Origin of the sequence: Pseudomonas sp. LS-2, assembly GCF_003605735.1 — a bacterium.
GTDB lineage: Bacteria > Pseudomonadota > Gammaproteobacteria > Pseudomonadales > Pseudomonadaceae > Aquipseudomonas.
The window spans coordinates 286,023-301,956 of record NZ_QXTJ01000015.1 but is presented as its reverse complement, the minus strand read 5'-3'; the positions used below and the strand labels follow the sequence as shown (position 1 = coordinate 301,956).

General features: G+C 59.3%; 12 protein-coding genes and 2 pseudogenes. 4 read left to right on the top strand and 10 right to left on the bottom strand.

Translation table 11 applies throughout. The annotated features are described in order from the left end of the window. Positions 1–47: 47 nt before the first annotated feature. Positions 48–2,636 carry a glycosyltransferase family 2 protein gene (locus D3M70_RS09695; RefSeq protein WP_120125551.1) on the bottom strand — a complete coding sequence of 863 codons (2,589 nt, stop codon included), beginning with the start codon at positions 2,634–2,636 and terminating at the stop codon, positions 48–50. 356 nt (positions 2,637–2,992) lie between these two features. Here D3M70_RS09695 and tcdA point away from each other — a divergent pair, with 356 nt between their 5' ends. Then, positions 2,993–3,817: a tRNA cyclic N6-threonylcarbamoyladenosine(37) synthase TcdA gene (tcdA, locus tag D3M70_RS09690; protein ID WP_165869767.1), complete on the top strand. Its 825-nt coding sequence runs from the start codon at positions 2,993–2,995 to the stop codon at positions 3,815–3,817. A 90-nt stretch (positions 3,818–3,907) separates the two neighbouring features. On the opposite strand, the gene D3M70_RS09685 is transcribed toward tcdA, so the two are convergent. From D3M70_RS09685 to D3M70_RS09670, 4 genes are all read right to left on the bottom strand, one after another. Continuing rightward, complete coding sequence (locus D3M70_RS09685) at positions 3,908–4,309, bottom strand: SufE family protein (protein WP_375232943.1); 402 nt, start codon at positions 4,307–4,309, stop codon at positions 3,908–3,910. Between the two features lie 2 nt (positions 4,310–4,311). Beyond that, positions 4,312–5,517 (bottom strand): aminotransferase class V-fold PLP-dependent enzyme, encoded by a 1,206-nt coding sequence (locus D3M70_RS09680; protein ID WP_120125548.1) that lies wholly within the window; start codon positions 5,515–5,517, stop codon positions 4,312–4,314. Between the two features lie 65 nt (positions 5,518–5,582). Further along, a complete protein-coding gene (dapD, locus tag D3M70_RS09675; protein WP_120125547.1) occupies positions 5,583–6,617 on the bottom strand; it encodes a 2,3,4,5-tetrahydropyridine-2,6-dicarboxylate N-succinyltransferase in 1,035 nt (344 codons plus the stop codon). 36 nt (positions 6,618–6,653) lie between these two features. Next, on the bottom strand, positions 6,654–7,010 hold the full coding sequence (locus tag D3M70_RS09670) for an ArsC family reductase (protein ID WP_256659782.1): 357 nt from the start codon (positions 7,008–7,010) through the stop codon (positions 6,654–6,656). Positions 7,011–7,245: 235 nt separating this feature from the next. On the opposite strand from D3M70_RS09670, the gene D3M70_RS09665 reads away from it, so the two are divergent. Then, a complete protein-coding gene (locus D3M70_RS09665) occupies positions 7,246–8,892 on the top strand; it encodes a Na+/H+ antiporter (RefSeq protein WP_120125545.1) in 1,647 nt (548 codons plus the stop codon). Positions 8,893–8,974: 82 nt separating this feature from the next. On the opposite strand, the gene D3M70_RS09660 is transcribed toward D3M70_RS09665, so the two are convergent. The 5 genes from D3M70_RS09660 to map all read right to left on the bottom strand — a co-directional run bounded on the left by D3M70_RS09660 (position 8,975) and on the right by map (position 14,803). After that, complete coding sequence (locus D3M70_RS09660; RefSeq protein WP_256659781.1) at positions 8,975–9,670, bottom strand: M12 family metallopeptidase; 696 nt, start codon at positions 9,668–9,670, stop codon at positions 8,975–8,977. A gap of 21 nt (positions 9,671–9,691) precedes the next feature. Beyond that, the gene (locus D3M70_RS32970; RefSeq protein WP_256659780.1) at positions 9,692–9,862 is read right to left on the bottom strand and encodes a hypothetical protein; all 171 of its coding nucleotides are present in this window, start codon (positions 9,860–9,862) and stop codon (positions 9,692–9,694) included. A gap of 128 nt (positions 9,863–9,990) precedes the next feature. Further along, complete coding sequence (gene dapC / locus D3M70_RS09655) at positions 9,991–11,187, bottom strand: succinyldiaminopimelate transaminase (protein ID WP_120125544.1); 1,197 nt, start codon at positions 11,185–11,187, stop codon at positions 9,991–9,993. A gap of 82 nt (positions 11,188–11,269) precedes the next feature. Next, positions 11,270–13,969 (bottom strand): [protein-PII] uridylyltransferase, encoded by a 2,700-nt coding sequence (locus tag D3M70_RS09650; RefSeq protein WP_120125543.1) that lies wholly within the window; start codon positions 13,967–13,969, stop codon positions 11,270–11,272. A 51-nt stretch (positions 13,970–14,020) separates the two neighbouring features. Then, positions 14,021–14,803: a type I methionyl aminopeptidase gene (map, locus tag D3M70_RS09645; protein ID WP_120125542.1), complete on the bottom strand. Its 783-nt coding sequence runs from the start codon at positions 14,801–14,803 to the stop codon at positions 14,021–14,023. Positions 14,804–15,142: 339 nt separating this feature from the next. Here map and rpsB (D3M70_RS32965) point away from each other — a divergent pair. Both rpsB (D3M70_RS32965) and rpsB (D3M70_RS32960) read left to right on the top strand, forming a co-directional pair. Next, positions 15,143–15,469: pseudogene (rpsB, locus tag D3M70_RS32965) on the top strand (30S ribosomal protein S2); the annotation flags it as partial. 1 nt (position 15,470) lies between these two features. Further along, positions 15,471–15,840: pseudogene (gene rpsB / locus D3M70_RS32960) on the top strand (30S ribosomal protein S2); the annotation flags it as partial. Between the last annotated feature and the right edge of the window lie 94 nt (positions 15,841–15,934).

The window sequence follows — 15,934 nt, the reverse complement described above, 5'->3', positions numbered from 1 at the left end:
CAAAACGGCGACCCGAAGGCCGCCGTTTAGTACAGCGCACAATTGTTTCAGGCCGTGGCGGGCTCGGTCGACGCCTTGGGTTTGGGCAGCGACGACAGAAACGCCATGATCAGCGCGGCCAGATAGGGCAGCGACTGCACCAGCAACATGGTCACCCAGAAGCGCATGTCGTTGCTCGGCAAGCCTTGGACCAGGCAAATCCCCAACGCCGCGCCCCACAGCAACAGCATGATGAACAGCTCTTCACGCGCCTCGGAAATCGCTACCAGCAGGCCATGGCTGTCGGCGTTTTTCGGGGTGCGGAAGAACGGGATGCTGGTGGTGAAGAAACCGTACAGCACAGCCTTGGCGATGGTGTGCGACAGCGCCAGCCCCGCGAGCGCGGCGTAGAACGCATCCTTGAGGTTCACGCCCACGGCGCGACGGTACAGAAAGATGATCTTGCCAACCTTGAAGAAGAACAGCGCCAGCGGCGGGATCGCGAAAATCAGCAGCGGCGGATCGACCCGGTTGGGCACGATGATCATTGCCGACGACCACAGCAACGCACCCACGGTGAAGAAGATATTCATGCCATCGGCCACCCACGGCAACCAGCCCGCCAGAAAGTGATAACGCTGACCACGGGTCAGTTCAGTGTCCTTGCCGCGCAACAGGCTGGCCGCATGACGCTTGATGATCTGAATCGCGCCATAGGCCCAGCGGAAACGCTGCTTCTTGAAGTCGATGAAGGTGTCCGGCATCAGGCCCTTGCCGTAGCTGTTGTGGGCGTACGCCGCCGAATAACCCTTTTCGAACACGCGCAGGCCCAGTTCGGCATCTTCACAGATGCACCAGTCGGCCCAGCCCAGCTCCTCCAGTACCGAGCGGCGGGTCATGGTCATGGTGCCGTGTTGAATGATCGCGTCGCGGTCGTTGCGAGTGACCATGCCGATGTAAAAAAAGCCTTTGTACTCGGAATAGCACAGCTTCTTGAACGCGCTTTCGTGTTGGTCGCGGTAATCCTGCGGAGATTGCACCACCGCGATTTTCGGATCGGCGAAGTGCGGCACCATGTGCTTGAGCCAGTTGCGGTCGACGCAGTAGTCCGAGTCGATCACGGCGATGACCTCGGCGTCGGCTGCGGTGTGGGGAATCAGGTAGTTCAGCGCACCGCCCTTGAAGCCCGCCAGCGGCGCGACGTGGAAGAACTTGAAGCGCTCGCCGAGCAGCTCGCAGTGGGCCTTGACCGGTTCCCAGACCGCAGGGTCCTTGGTGTTGTTGTCGATCAGCAACACTTCGAAGTCCGGGTAATCCAGTGCGGCCAGCGCGTTGAGGGTCTGTTTGACCATCTCGGGCGGTTCGTTGTAGCAGGGCACATGCACCGATACTTTTGGCCTGTAGGCGGTGTCTGCTTCCACCGGCAGGAATTCGCGACGGCGCTTGTGCGTCCATACTGCTTCGGCCAGCTCATGGGCTTCGGTCAGCAGTACGATGAAAACCCCGAATGCGCCAAGTGCCAGCAAGCATCCTACGAGCAGGCTGAACCAGGTGCTGTATTGCTGACTGTAGTCGTAGCCGATCCACACCAGTACCGACCCGCAAAGAAAAGCAATGAATGTCAGAAAGGTACGACCGCGCTGGCGCAGGGCTGAGCCGTCGATCAGCAGCAGGGCCAGCGCCAGCATCGCCAATACTGCGGAACCGATGGCCAGCACGCGCCATTGAGGGATCGCGACGACCGGGCCTTCAAAGTTGAATTTCTGCTGCCGGGCCGCGTTGAATACGCCCCAGTAAGCACCCACTGAGCCTTCGTCGCTGGCCTTCCACGGTTGGTCGAAGGCTTCGATCACGAAGTAGTTGAAGCCTTGGCGGTTCAGCTTGTTGACCAGGGTGCGCAGGTAAATGGCCTGATCGGCCGGGGTCGCATCGGCACCGCCGCGCATATGGCCATTGCTCGGCCAGCCGACTTCCGACAGCAGCAGGGGCTTTTTCGGAAACATGCGCTTGAGCTCGCGCGCACGGTCGAAAACGAACTGCCCGGCCTTTTCCATCGGGATGTGCTCCCAATACGGCAGGATATGGGCGGCGATCAGGTCGACGTGCTTGCCCAACTCCGGATACTTTTCCCAGATGTGCCATTGTTCGGAGGTAGTGACGGGGACTTTCACCGCTGCGCGGACTCGGTCGAGGATGGCGATCAGGTCCTTGGGTTTGATTTCTTCGCGAAACAGCGCTTCGTTACCCACCACCACGCGGACTACGCTGCGCGTGGTGTTCGCCAGTTCGATGGCGGTGTTGATTTCACGTTCGTTACGCTCAAGGTCCGGGCTGATCCAGATGCCGAGGGTGACGCGCAGGCCAAATTCCTCGGCCAGTTTCGGGATGTCCTTGAGGCTGCCGTCCACCGAATAGATGCGGATGTTGTCAGTCTCTTTGCTCATCAGCTCCAGGTCCTGACGCATTTCATCGTCGGACGGATATTGATCCTTCTGCGGGTTCTGGCCGAGACGGAAAGGGGAGTAGGAAAAACCGGAGATTTGTTCGGGCCAGTTGGGGGCGGTGACCGGGCGGTTGATCAGCGCCCAGAAACCGGTGAACAGCGCGGCGATCGCCACGACGACAACCAGGTTAAGTCCAAATTTACGCGATGGCATAGGTACTTCAGGTTCCAAGAGGGGAACGGGGGAGAGGCCGACAGACGTCGGCCAGCACGACCTTTGGCAACCGACAAAGATTGAAGTTCTATTGCTGGAAAAATGTAGTCCGCTTCGCCTGTTAAAGTCGGTTGCTGTCCATTTTCTATAAGACCAAACGTCCCCTGTGGGCCGGCTTGCTGGCGAAAGCGGTCGACCAGCTACAAAAAATTCGCCTGACACACCGCCTTCGCCAGCGAGCCGGCTCCCACAAGAGGCGATCGTCATCCTGATTTTCTGACCAAAAACCTGCAACCAACAGCTGTCCCAAACTCAAGCACGGCCTATAATGCGCGCCGGTTTTTGGGGTATTGGTCATGAGCACAGAAGATCCGCGGTTTGCTGGGGTTGCCCGGCTGTACGGCGTCGAAGGCCTGGAGCGGTTGCGCGCCGCTCATGTGGCGGTGGTTGGCATCGGCGGCGTGGGTTCGTGGGCGGCCGAAGCCATGGCTCGCTGCGGCGTGGGCGAGATCTCGCTGTTCGACCTGGACGACGTCTGCGTCAGCAACAGCAACCGCCAGCTGCATGCCCTGACCAGTACCGTCGGTCGTCCCAAGGTCGAGGTCATGGCCGACCGTCTGCGGGAAATCAACCCGGATTGTGTCGTGCATGCCGTGGCCGATTTCGTCACTCGCGAAACCATGGCCGAGTACATCACCCCGAACATCGACTGCGTGCTCGACTGCATCGACAGCGTCAACGCCAAAGCAGCGCTGATTGCCTGGTGCAAGCGTCGCAAGATCCAGATCATCACCACTGGCGGCGCGGGCGGGCAAATCGACCCAACCCTGATTCAGGTCTGCGACCTCAACCGCACGTTCAACGACCCGCTGGCCTCGAAAGTGCGCTCGACCCTGCGCCGGGATTACGGCTTTTCGCGGACGGTCACACGTCACTACAGCGTGCCCTGCGTGTTTTCCACCGAACAGCTGCGCTACCCGAAACCGGATGGCAGCATCTGTCTGCAGAAGAGCTTTGTCGGCGATGGCGTGAAGCTTGACTGCGCTGGCGGGTTTGGCGCGGTGATGATGGTCACTGCGACCTTCGGCATGGTTGCGGCCACCAAGGCGGTGGAGAAGATCGTTGCTGGCGTTCGACGCCCGTCGGACAGGGTCAAGGCAAAAGAATCCGTTCAACCCTGATTCGGCTTTGCTGACTCTGTAGCAGTCCGGCTTGCCAGCGAGGCATATTCAGGATCCCTATCGCTGGCACGCCGGACTGCTACAGGGATTTCAGCTGTCTGCCAAACCACGCATCTTCTGCAGCACGGCATTAAGACCATTACTGCGCGACGGCGACAGCTGGCGGCTCAAGCCCAATTGCTTGAACCAGTCCGTCAGGTCGACCTGTTGCAGCTCCTGCGCCGACAGGCCGTTGACGCGCGTCAGCAGTAGCGCGACCAACCCGCGAATCAATCGCGCATCGCTGGCTGCTCGAAACTGCCAATGCCCGTCGATGACATCGCCCAGCAACCAGACCTTGCTTTCGCAACCATCCACCAAGTGATCATCGATTTTTTCTTCGTCGGTCATGGCCGGCAAACGTTCGCCCCACTGCATCAGCAGGCGTGCGCGCTGTTCCCAACTGAGCGAGGCGTTGAAGGTTTCCAGGGCGGTGCGAGCATCACCGGGCATGTTCACTGCAGCAACTCCAATGCCTGATCCAGCGCGTTGAAAAAACGCTTCAGATCGTCGGAGTCGTTATACAGCCCCAGTGACACGCGAATGGCACCGGACAAGCCCAGTCCGCTGATCAGCGGAATCGCGCAATGATGGCCCGCGCGCACGGCAATGCCTTGCTCGGTCAGCAAGTGCGCCAGATCTGCGTTGTGCACACCTTCGACCACGAAACTGGCCAGCGCCGCCTGCGGATTGCCCACCAGTTGCACGCCTTCGCGTAGCGTCAGTCCGGCACGCAGCTGCTCGTGCAACCGCGCTTCATGTTCGGCGGCGGCGACCTGGTTGACGCCGTTCAGGTAATCCAGCGTCGCGCCCAGCCCGATGACCCCGGAAACAGGCGGCGTTCCGGCCTCGAAACCCAGCGGGGCAGGGCGAAACGTTGCATCGTGATAACCGGCCTGAAGCACCATTTCGCCGCCGAACTGCCAATGGCGCAATTGTCCCAGTGCCTGATGCCGACCGAACAACACGCCAACACCGTCCGGGCCGTACAGCTTATGGCTGGAGAACACATAGAAATCGCAGCCCAACGCCTGCACATCGTGGCGGCCATGGACCACGCCCTGTGCGCCGTCAACGACCGTAAGCGCGCCTTGGGCTTTGGCCAGCGCAACCAGTTGCCTGACCGGTTGCCAGGTACCCAGCACGTTGGACAACTGACTGACCGCCAGTAGTCGTGTTCGCGAAGTGATCAGGTTGGCGGCTGCGTCGGTATCGATCACGCCTTGTGCAGTCAGCGGCAGTACGACCAGTTTCAGCTCGCAGCGTCGGGCCAGTTGTTGCCAAGGCAGCAGATTGGCGTGGTGTTCCAGCGCACTGATGACGATCTCGTCGCCCGCCTGAAACAGATGCTCCAGGCCATACGCCAGCAGATTGAATGCGGATGTGGCGCCGTGAGTGAACAGCACTTGCCCGGATGGGCCTGCGTGCAACCACTCGGCAGCCTTGTGGCGAGTGTCCTCGAACGCCTGCGTGGCCATGGCGCCGGGCAAGTGCTGGGCGCGATGTACGTTGGCTGCACCATTGGCGTAGTAATGCGCCAGTGCGTCGATCAGGGCTTGAGGTTTTTGCGCGGTGGCGGCGCTGTCCAGATAGGTCTGGCCTTGCCGTTCAAGGGCGTCGAGGGCAGGGAAGTCAGCGCGCCAGGGAGAATTGAGGGACATGACATTCAGGCTCTTTGAAGAGGGTTCGGGCCTTTTGGAGGGCCCGAATCCTTACGCGGCATCGATCAATTGTGAGCGTGCAGCGCTTCGTTCAGCTCGATGGCCGACTTGTGGGATTTGCATTCCACGGCGCCGGTTTGCGAGTTGCGACGGAACAGCAGGTCAGGCTGACCAGCCAGATCACGGGCCTTGAGGACCTTGACCAGCTCGTTCTTCTCATCGAGCAGCGCCACTTTGGTGCCTGCTGTGATGTACAGACCCGCTTCGACGGTGTTGCGGTCGCCCAACGGAATACCGATACCGGCGTTCGCGCCAATCAGGCAGCCTTCGCCGACCTTGATCACGATGTTTCCGCCACCGGACAGGGTGCCCATGGTCGAGCAGCCGCCGCCCAGGTCGGAGCCCTTGCCGACGAATACACCCGCCGATACGCGGCCTTCGATCATGCCCGGGCCTTCGGTGCCACCGTTGAAGTTGACGAAGCCTTCGTGCATGACCGTGGTGCCTTCGCCGATGTACGCGCCCAGACGCACGCGAGCGGTGTCGGCGATACGCACGCCGGCCGGCACAACGTAGTCGGTCATTTTCGGGAATTTGTCTACCGAGAACACTTCCAGCAGCTCACCTTTGAGGCGGGCTTCCAGCTGGCGCTCGGCCAGTTCACCGAGGTCGATCGCGCCCTGGCTGGTCCAGGCCACGTTCGGCAGGAGCGGGAACACACCGGCCAGGCTCAGGCCGTGTGGCTTGACCAGGCGATGAGACAGCAGGTGCAGCTTGAGGTACGCCTCAGGCGTGGAAGTCAGGGCGGCGTCTTCGGCCAGTACGGTGGCGACCAGCGGCTTGTGGCTCTCGGCCAGACGGGTCAGCAGCGCAGCTTGTGTGGCGTCGACCGGTTTCAGCGCTTCGGCCAGCTTCGACGCCAGATCGGTGTTGAAAGCGATGGCCTGGTTGCCACCGGTATAGCCCAGGATTGGCGCGACGGCTGCGACGATTTCAGCCGACGGGTTGAGCAGGGGCAGGGCGTAGAAAACTTCCAGCCAGGTGCCTTGACGGTTTTGAGTGCCAACGCCGAAGGCCAGGCTGAAGAGAGAAGTGGACATGCTGTTACCTCTTTAAACTTTAAATGGCTATCTCAATCAGGCGATAGCTGCTGCGTACAGTTCGGGTTTGAAGCCAATCAGGGTCTTGTCGCCGAGATCCAGCACGGGGCGCTTGATCATCGATGGCTGGGCGAGCATCAATTCGATCGCTTTATCCTGGTCGAGATCGGCTTTCTGCGATTCGTCCAGTTTGCGAAAGGTCGTGCCGGCGCGATTCAATACGGTCTGCCAGCCGTGCTCGTTGCACCACTGGGTCAAGTGTTCGCGGTCGATGCCCTGGGTTTTATAGTCATGGAAATCGTAGCTCACCGGTTTCTCGTCGAGCCAGGTGCGAGCCTTCTTCATCGTGTCACAGGCTTTGATCCCGTAAAGGTGCAACTTTTTATCTGCCATGAGCTTGCCTCCTTTTGGAGATGCGTAGAAAAACGGTGACGGATTATGCCACGTACAAACTGCTTGGGCGCGGGCCGAGGGTGTTTTGTAAAATGTCCAACGTATCAATTGCAGTGGCTAAGACGTATGTATGACGACCGGTCGCTAGCTTAAACCGCTAATATGGCACTTCGACGCTGCATGCGGGTCTGCTCCCAAGTGTCAGTCACACGTCGTTTGTTCGGGGAATTACGCAATGCAGACAGCCTATACCGTCCTTATCTTGTTGACGCTGGTAGGTGTCTCCCGATTGCTGGCCCGAGTCATCCCGTTGCCTTTGCCCTTGGTGCAGATTGCCGCAGGGGCGTTGCTGGCCGTGCCGACGCTGGGACTGCATGTCGCGCTGGACCCCGAACTGTTCCTTTTCCTGTTTCTTCCTCCGCTCTTGTTCTCCGACGGTTGGCGCATGCCCAAGCGTGATTTCTGGCGCTATCGCGGGCCAATTCTGACCATGGCTGTCGGGCTGGTGATTTTCACGGTGATCGGCGCCGGTTATTTCATTCACTGGTTATTGCCTTCTATTCCGTTGCCCGTCGCGTTCGCCCTGGCGGCTGTTCTTTCTCCGACGGACGCCGTTGCTGTATCTGCCATCGCTCAGGACCGTCTGCCAGCGCCAATCATGCGACTGCTGCAGGGCGAAGCGTTGATGAATGACGCTTCGGGCCTGGTCACGTTCAAATTCGCTCTGGCTGCGGCGATAACGGGGGTGTTCTCGCTTACCGATGCGAGCCTGACGTTCATCCTGGTTGCCTGTGGCGGTCTGGCCGTGGGCGTGATTCTGAGCTGGCTGGTAGGGCGCTTTCGCAGCTGGATGATTACCCGTGGCTGGGACGATCCTGCCACTCATGTGGTGTTCATGTTGCTGCTGCCCTTCGCCGCTTATGTGCTTGCCGAAAGGCTTGAGGTGTCCGGCATCCTGTCAGCGGTGGCGGCGGGGATGATGCAGAGCTGGGTGGATCTTCTGCCGCGCCAGACCAGTACCCGGTTGCTCAATCGCAGTGTCTGGACGCTGCTGGAATTTGCCTTCAATGGCTTGATCTTCCTGCTGCTGGGCCTCCAGTTGCCAGACATCATCAGTGCCGTCACTCATCACGAGGTGACGCTCTGGCCGACGTTGCTCTGGCGGTGCCTCGACGTGTTGGCAATTTTTGTGGTGCTGGCCGTGCTGCGCTACGTCTGGGTCCGCAGCGTCGGGGGCTTGATGATGCAAGTCCGGCGCTGGCGAGGTCATGGCGACGATACGCTGGCATTGTCGTCGCGTTCTTCGCTGCTACTGACCATTGGCGGCGTGCGCGGTGCGGTGACGCTGGCCGGTACCTTGTCGGTGCCGATGCTGATTTCCGCTGGCGTCGACTTTCCCGAGCGTGACCTGCTGATTTTCATTGCCGCCGGAGTGATTCTGCTGTCACTCGTATCGGCCAGTGTCTGTCTGCCTCTGTTGTTGCGGGGGCTGGTCAGCGAGCCGGATCTGCGGCTCAAGCGCGAAGTGCGAGACGCCTGGAAGCGCACCGCCGAGGCCGCGATCCAGACGCTGGAAAATCAGGAAATCCCGGGCGCTGCCGGCTCGACCGATGCGGCCCAGGCCGTGCTGGCGACGGAGGTGAAGTCGCACATCATGTCCGAGTACCGCCACCGTCTGGAGATATTCAACGATACCGCCGAAGCGCAGGCGCTTGCGTTCCAGATGGACCAGCTTGAAAAGCGCATGCGCATCAATGCCCTGCGCGCACAGCGGCTGGAGCTGTACCGACTGCACCGTCATGGCGAAATTGGCGATGACGTGCTGAGAATCGTGCTGGCAGAACTTGACCTCAACGAGGCCAATCTGGCCCCGTCGAAGTGAAGGGTTCAATTGCCAGAGCTTTCAGTCGGATTGGTGTGAGCCCTGGGATAAATCTGGCGAATCGTCTCTTTATTGCCTTGGCTCAGTTGGGAGTTCCAGCCGACCCCCCAATCGCCAACGTTAATGGCCCGCGTGAGTTCGGGCGTTCTCCATAAATAGTACTCATGAACGCCTTGTCCCTGGCGCTGAGGGTCTTGCCGGTGTTGTCTATCCTGAAGTCGCCGACCGTGAGTTTCTGGGGCACGTTGTAATGCATCACGGACTCGGGGTCGTACTCGGTATACGAGAAATCCGCAGCCTCATAACGGTCCAGAATGTTCTTGCGCACGAAGGCCTCGCTATGTCCGCTGGCCGCGTATTCCTTCAATACCTTTTGTTCGTTCCACGGAATGTTGGCATTCGGGTGCTGGTGTTCGTGTTCGGCCCCCAATGCATGACCGAATTCGTGCAGAACAATGCGTTCGAAGTCCGGGGCCAGAAAGGGGCGGATGTCGAACATTGCAAATGACCGCCCTTGCTGCTTGATCAGCTTCTGGGTATCGATCAGGCGGGTCAGGTCGAACCCCATCGTGGGCAGGTCCTGACGGTGGTACGCCAGCAGGATGTCGGTGCCGACCGCGCTCCAGTGGAGGTTCTGGTTGAGCGTGATCCTGATCTCGGCATCGCCCGTAGTCACCAGTTCGAACTTCAGGTTGGCATGGGGGAGCCAGCCTGAGGCAGCGTCGAAGAAGATCTGCTGCAGATGGGCAGGTGTTGGGCTTAGAAAACGGATCCTCAATGTTCTGCCACGCGCCCAGTATTAGGTGAACGAGGCTACGATGCGTGCAGTGCGGTCGGGGGGCTCCTGATGGTCTGTCAGGTAGCTGGGGGTTATTGCCGCGTTGGCCGGGTTTTCCTTGACTGCCACGTTAAACGCGGCTTGCAGATCAGGGTGGTGACTGGCATTGCAGAGGTGAAGCGCGGTTTTCAATGTCGGTATCCTTTCGTGAAAAGGTCGTGCCTGGGTAACAGGCGATCCTTGAGTTCACGAAAGGTTATGCGAGCTGTCCGTCAGGCAGGTGGTGCATAAATATTTTCCTGACGGATTTTCCGGTCGCTTCAGCGGTTTTCCACGAACCCTCGAATTCGCTTTGCCGCTTCTATGCACTCGGCCAGCGGTGCGACCAGTGCCATGCGCACACGGCCTGCTCCAGGGTTGAACCCCTCGACGTCCCGGGACAGGTACGAACCCGGAACTACAGTCACGTGCTCGGCAACGAACAGGTCGCGGCAGAATTTCGCATCGTCGCAGCCGACATTCGGCCACAGGTAGAAACCGCCGTCGGGGCTCTGTACGTCCATCACCGGCGAAAGGATGTTCAGGACTGCTTCGAATTTCTCGCGGTACAGGTCGCGGTTGGCGCGGACATGCGCCTCGTCATTCCACGCAGCGATACTGGCCAGCTGTGTCTGAACCGGCATCGCGCAACCGTGGTAGGTGCGGTACAGCAGGAACGCTTTGAGGATCTCCGCGTCGCCAGCAACGAAGCCGGAACGCAAGCCTGGCAGGTTCGAGCGCTTGGACAGGCTGTGGAAGACCACACAGCGTTTGAAGTCCTGGCGACCCAGTTCGGCGCAGGCGCTGAGCAGGCCTGGTGGTGGCGTGTCTTCGTCGAAGTACAGCTCGCTGTAACACTCGTCGGCGGCGATCACAAAGTCATGTTCGTCAGCCAGCGCGATGAGCTTCTTGAGTGTTTTGACCGGAATCAGTGCGCCGGTCGGATTGCCGGGTGAGCACAGGAACAGGATCTGACAACGCTTCCAGATATCAGCCGGGACCGCATCGAAGTCCGGATTGAAGCCATGTTCCGCCAGGCAGGGCAGATAATGAGGCTTGGCACCGGCCAGGAACGCCGCACCTTCGTAGATCTGGTAGAACGGGTTCGGGCTGATGACCAGGCCGTCATCGCTGCGATTGACCACGGTCTGGGTGAAGGCGAACAGTGCTTCGCGGGTGCCGTTGACCGGCAGCACGTTTTTGTTCGGATCCAGCCAGCCTTGGGGGACACTGAAACGGCGTTCGCACCAGTGGGCGATGGCTTCGCGTAGCGCAGGTATGCCTGCCGTAGTCGGATAGACCGCCATCTGATCGAGGTTGTCCGCCAGCGCTTTGGCCACGAAGTCAGGCGACTTGTGCTTCGGCTCGCCGATGGACAGGGCAATCGGCCGTTTGTCCGGGTTTGGTGTGACATCGCCGAGCAGGGCGCGAAGTTTTTCGAACGGGTAAGGCTGCAGCTGTTGCAAAGCGTTGTTCATGGGCAATCGGTCTCAGAGAGCGGGGCGCCTTCGGATAGGGATGGCGCCGTTTATCGAGTCTTCAGTCGGGGATCTGGAACGTTTAAATGCTGATGCGCAGCTCGCTGCCGGGTTCTACGTTGACGCTGAGCTGCTGCACGATCGCGTCCTGCAGACGGCTGCACAGTTGCGGGTCGGAAAGCGGCTGGTTGTTCTCGTCGGTCAGGAAGAACACGTCTTCCACGCGCTCGCCGAGGGTCGCAATCTTGGCGTTCTGCAACGAAAGGTCGAACTCCAGAAAGATCTTGCCGACGCGTGCCAGCAGGCCGGGGCGGTCCGGAGCGCTCAGTTCGAGCACGGTCACTGGACGTTGCGCATCGTTGGAAATCGTCACCACCGGCGCAAAGGCAAAGTGCTTGAGCTGGCGCGGTACGCGACGCTTGATGATGGTCGGGTAGTCATCAGGGTTGCGCAACGCTTCGGTCAGGCCATCGCGAATGGCTTTGATCCGTTCGGGATTCTCACCGATCGAACCGCCGTCGCTGTCGAGCACGATATAGGTGTCGAGGGTGAACTGGCTGGTGGAGGTGATGACTCGAGCGTCATGAATGTTCAGGTTCAACTGGTCCATCGCGGCAACGGTCACGGCGAAGAAATCATGCTGATCGGGCGCATAAATGAAGATCTGAGTGCCGCCTTCGAATTCGCGCTGCGTCGTTTCCTTGATCAATACCAACGGGCCGCCATCAGCCGGTTGCTGCAGGATCGCATCGCTGTGCCAAGCCACATCGCCAGCGGTATGGCGCAAGAAATAGTCGTCTCCCAGCTGCGACCACAGCTGCTCTACGTCGTCCGGGTCCGTGCCGCTGCGCACCAGAATATCCAGCGCGGCGCTTTGCGTGCGGCGAATCTGCTCTTCGCGATCGACCGGGTTCTCCAGACCGCGTTTGAGCGCGCGCTTGGTCTCGGTGTAGAGCTGACGCAACAGGCTCGCACGCCATGAATTCCAGAGCGTCGGGTTGGTGGCGTTGATATCGGCGATGGTCAGCACGTAGAGGTAATCCAGGTGCACTTCATCGCCAACGAACTGGGCGAAATCATGGATCACCTGTGGATCGGAAAGATCCTTGCGCTGAGCGGTGGTGGACATCACCAGGTGGTTCTGTACCAGCCAGACGATCAGTTGGGTATCCCAATGGGGCAGGTGATGGCGAATACCGAACGCTTCGGCGTCGACGGCACCCAGCTCCGAGTGATCGCCGCCACGACCCTTGCCGATGTCGTGGTACAGGCCGGCCAGATAAATCAGTTCGGGCTTGGGCAGCTTTGCCATGAGCTTGCTGGCGAGCGGGAATTTCTCCGACACCTGAGTGTACTGAAGCTTACGCAGATGTTTGATCAGGTTCAGCGTGTGGGCATCGACGGTATAGATGTGGAACAAGTCATGCTGCATCTGACCGACAATATGCCCGAACTCAGGGAGGTACAGGCCGAGAATGCCGTATCGGTTCATTCGCCGTAGATTGCGATGGATGCCGATCTCGCATTTGAACAGCTCGATGAACAGACTGGTGTTGCGGATATCGTTGCGGAAATCGTCGTTGATCAGGTGCCGATGCTCACGCAGCAGACGAATGGTGTCAGCGCGCACACCCTTGATTTCCGGTCGTTGCGCCATCAGCACGAAGATCTCCAGCATCGCGAAGGGCGTGCGCTTGAAGACATTCGGGTTGGTCGCTTCGATGTAACCGTCATGCAGCTGGAAGCGCGAGTTTATCGCTTCAGTGACGCTGCCTTGATCGTCGGCGAGAATCTCTTCCTCGAAGTGTTGAATGATCAGATCGCTCAGTTGGGCGATGCTCATGACCACGCGATAGTACTTCTGCATGAAGCGTTCTATGGCCAGTTTGGCGTCGCTGTCCTGATAACCCAGCAGGCGGGCGATGCTGGTCTGGTAGTCGAACAGCAAACGGTCTTCGGAGCGGCCGGCGAGCATGTGAAGGGCATAACGTACCTTCCACAAAAACTCCTGAGAGGAGGCCAGCAGCGCGTTTTCGCTTTCCAGCAAGAAACCTTGATCGGCCAGAGCGTGCAAGTTCAGGGTGCCGTATTGGCGGCGTGCGACCCAGAGAATCGTCTGGATATCACGCAGTCCGCCCGGTGAGCCTTTGACGTTAGGCTCAAGATTGTATTCATGGTCGAAATACTTGTGGTGACGGGTGTGCTGCTCGGCGCGTTTGGCGAGGAAGAACTCCTTGCTCGGCCACATTTCACGGGTGCTGGTCACGTCGAGCATGCGTTGACGCAGGTGCTCGGGGCCCGCAATCGTGCGGCTTTCCATCAGGTTGGTGATGACCGTCAGGTCCGCGCGCGCTTCGGTGGCGCATTCATCTACCGAGCGCACGCTCTGACCGACTTCCAGGCCGATGTCCCACAGCAGGGTCAGAAAGCGTTCGATGGAATCGCGGAAAACTTCATGGTCGGCGCTGTCCAGCAAGATCAGCAGGTCGATGTCCGAATAGGGGTGAAGCTCGCCGCGACCGTACCCGCCCACCGCCAGCAGTGCGATGTCAGCGTCTTCGCTCCAGTCGAACTGCTCCCAGGCCTGTTGCAGGATGTTGTCGACGAACCAGGCGCGGTCCTCGATCAGGCGACGAATTTCGCGACCCGACTTGAAACGCTCGTCAAGCACCTCTCGGGCCTGACGGATGGCTTTCTTGAAGGCGGCGATGGGGCTCGCCTTCAAGGCCAGTTCGGCCTGGAACTGGCCGCGATCAAACAAATCTGGGTCCACCTGCGGCATCGAACTGCTTTCCTTCTATCTATATCGGCCGGGTAAATGGCTGCGTCGCGATCAGGCCGAGGTGCGGGCGATGGTATCGTCGCTGCGCAGGGTGAAGATCTCGTAGCCTGAGGCGGTCACCAGGATGGTGTGCTCCCACTGTGCCGACAGCTTGCGATCCTTGGTGATGGCTGTCCAGCCGTCGCCGAGCAGGCGGGTGTCGGCCTTGCCCTGATTGATCATCGGTTCAATGGTGAAGGTCATGCCTTCCGTGAGCATCATGCCGGTGCCGGCCTTGCCATAGTGAAGGACCTGGGGTTCTTCGTGAAACACCTTGCCGATGCCGTGGCCGCAGTATTCGCGAACGACGGAAAAGCCGTTTTTCTCGGCGTGCTTCTGGATCACTTCACCGATATCACCCAGATGCGCGCCCGGCTTGACGATTTCGATGCCTTTATACATGCACTCCTGAGTGATCTTCGACAGCCGTTCTGCCCACTCTGGCACTTTGCCTACGTGGAACATCTTGCTGGTGTCGCCGTGGTAACCGTCCTTGATCACGGTGACGTCGATGTTCAGCACGTCGCCTTCCTTCAGGGGCTTCTCGTTCGGGATGCCGTGGCAGACGACATGATTGATCGACGTGCAGATCGATTTCGGGAAACCCTTGTAATTCAACGGAGCCGGAATGGCTTTCTGCTCGTTGACGATGTAGTCATGGCAGATACGGTCCAGCTCATCGGTGGTGACGCCAGGCTTGACGTACGCCCCGATCATCTCCAGTACCTCGGCGGCCAGGCGGCCGGCGATACGCATCTTCTCGATGTCTTCAGGGGTTTTGATGGTAACGGTCATACAAGGCTCTCTCGGCGCGGTCGGGCCGCAGCTAAACACGGAAAAAACGCGATTCTACCAGACCACCGCCGGGCCGGTTATCATCGCGTCCTCATACAGAAGCTGGCAGGCTACGCGGCCAGGTCGCGCCTAGGTCGTAAAAGCCTCGAAAAAACAGGATCTTATTCCGGGTTCCGTTATTCCGACTTTTGTGATATAAAATGCGCCGCTTTACGGGGTATGCCCCGCAAGCACTAACCCACACACGTGTCGACACGATGACCTGGGTGCCCTCGGCTCAAGCCGTTGGTTGGTCATTGGGATACGTGGAGGCCTAACCCGACTTATCAAGGAACTATCATGTCCCAAGTCAACATGCGCGATATGCTGAAGGCCGGTGTGCACTTCGGTCACCAAACCCGTTACTGGAATCCGAAAATGGGCAAGTACATTTTCGGCGCGCGTAACAAGATCCACATCATCAACCTTGAAAAAACCCTGCCTATGTTCAACGAAGCTCTGACTTTCGTTGAGCGCCTGGCTCAGGGCAAAAACAAGATTCTGTTCGTCGGCACCAAGCGTTCCGCTGGCAAGATCGTTGCTGAAGAAGCAGCACGTTGCGGTTCGCCGTACGTCGATCACCGCTGGTTGGGCGGCATGCTGACCAACTTCAAAACCATCCGTGCTNTACTTTCTCCAAGCTGACCAAGAAAGAGGCGCTGATGCGTTCTCGCGATCTGGAAAAGCTGGATCGTAGCCTGGGTGGTATCAAGGACATGGGCGGTCTGCCAGACGCGCTGTTCGTTATCGACGTTGATCACGAGCGCATCGCGATCACCGAAGCCAACAAGCTGGGTATCCCGGTCATCGGCGTTGTCGATACCAACAGCAGCCCGGAAGGCGTTGACTACATTATCCCAGGTAACGATGACGCCATTCGCGCCATCCAGCTGTACATGGGTTCGATGGCTGACGCTGTTATCCGTGGTCGCAACAATGTTGCTGGCGGCACCGACGTTTACGTTGAAGAAGCTCCAGCGGCATCGGTTGAAGGCTGAGTAGCAAACGCCTAGCGTTTACTCAGTACGCAAAAAGGGGGCTTGGCCCCCTTTTTGCCACCTCGAAAACCATCTGGCGTTGCCATCGATCTTA

Bases quoted from the DNA above. Each gene is read 5' to 3' on its own strand.
- D3M70_RS09695 (WP_120125551.1), bottom strand. From the start codon at position 2,636: ATGCCATCGCGTAAATTTGGACTTAACCTGGTTGTCGTCGTGGCGATC.
- tcdA (WP_165869767.1), top strand. From the start codon at position 2,993: ATGAGCACAGAAGATCCGCGGTTTGCTGGGGTTGCCCGGCTGTACGGC.
- D3M70_RS09685 (WP_375232943.1), bottom strand. From the start codon at position 4,309: ATGCCCGGTGATGCTCGCACCGCCCTGGAAACCTTCAACGCCTCGCTC.
- D3M70_RS09680 (WP_120125548.1), bottom strand. From the start codon at position 5,517: ATGTCCCTCAATTCTCCCTGGCGCGCTGACTTCCCTGCCCTCGACGCC.
- dapD (WP_120125547.1), bottom strand. From the start codon at position 6,617: ATGTCCACTTCTCTCTTCAGCCTGGCCTTCGGCGTTGGCACTCAAAAC.
- D3M70_RS09670 (WP_256659782.1), bottom strand. From the start codon at position 7,010: ATGGCAGATAAAAAGTTGCACCTTTACGGGATCAAAGCCTGTGACACG.
- D3M70_RS09665 (WP_120125545.1), top strand. From the start codon at position 7,246: ATGCAGACAGCCTATACCGTCCTTATCTTGTTGACGCTGGTAGGTGTC.
- dapC (WP_120125544.1), bottom strand. From the start codon at position 11,187: ATGAACAACGCTTTGCAACAGCTGCAGCCTTACCCGTTCGAAAAACTT.
- D3M70_RS09650 (WP_120125543.1), bottom strand. From the start codon at position 13,969: ATGCCGCAGGTGGACCCAGATTTGTTTGATCGCGGCCAGTTCCAGGCC.
- map (WP_120125542.1), bottom strand. From the start codon at position 14,803: ATGACCGTTACCATCAAAACCCCTGAAGACATCGAGAAGATGCGTATC.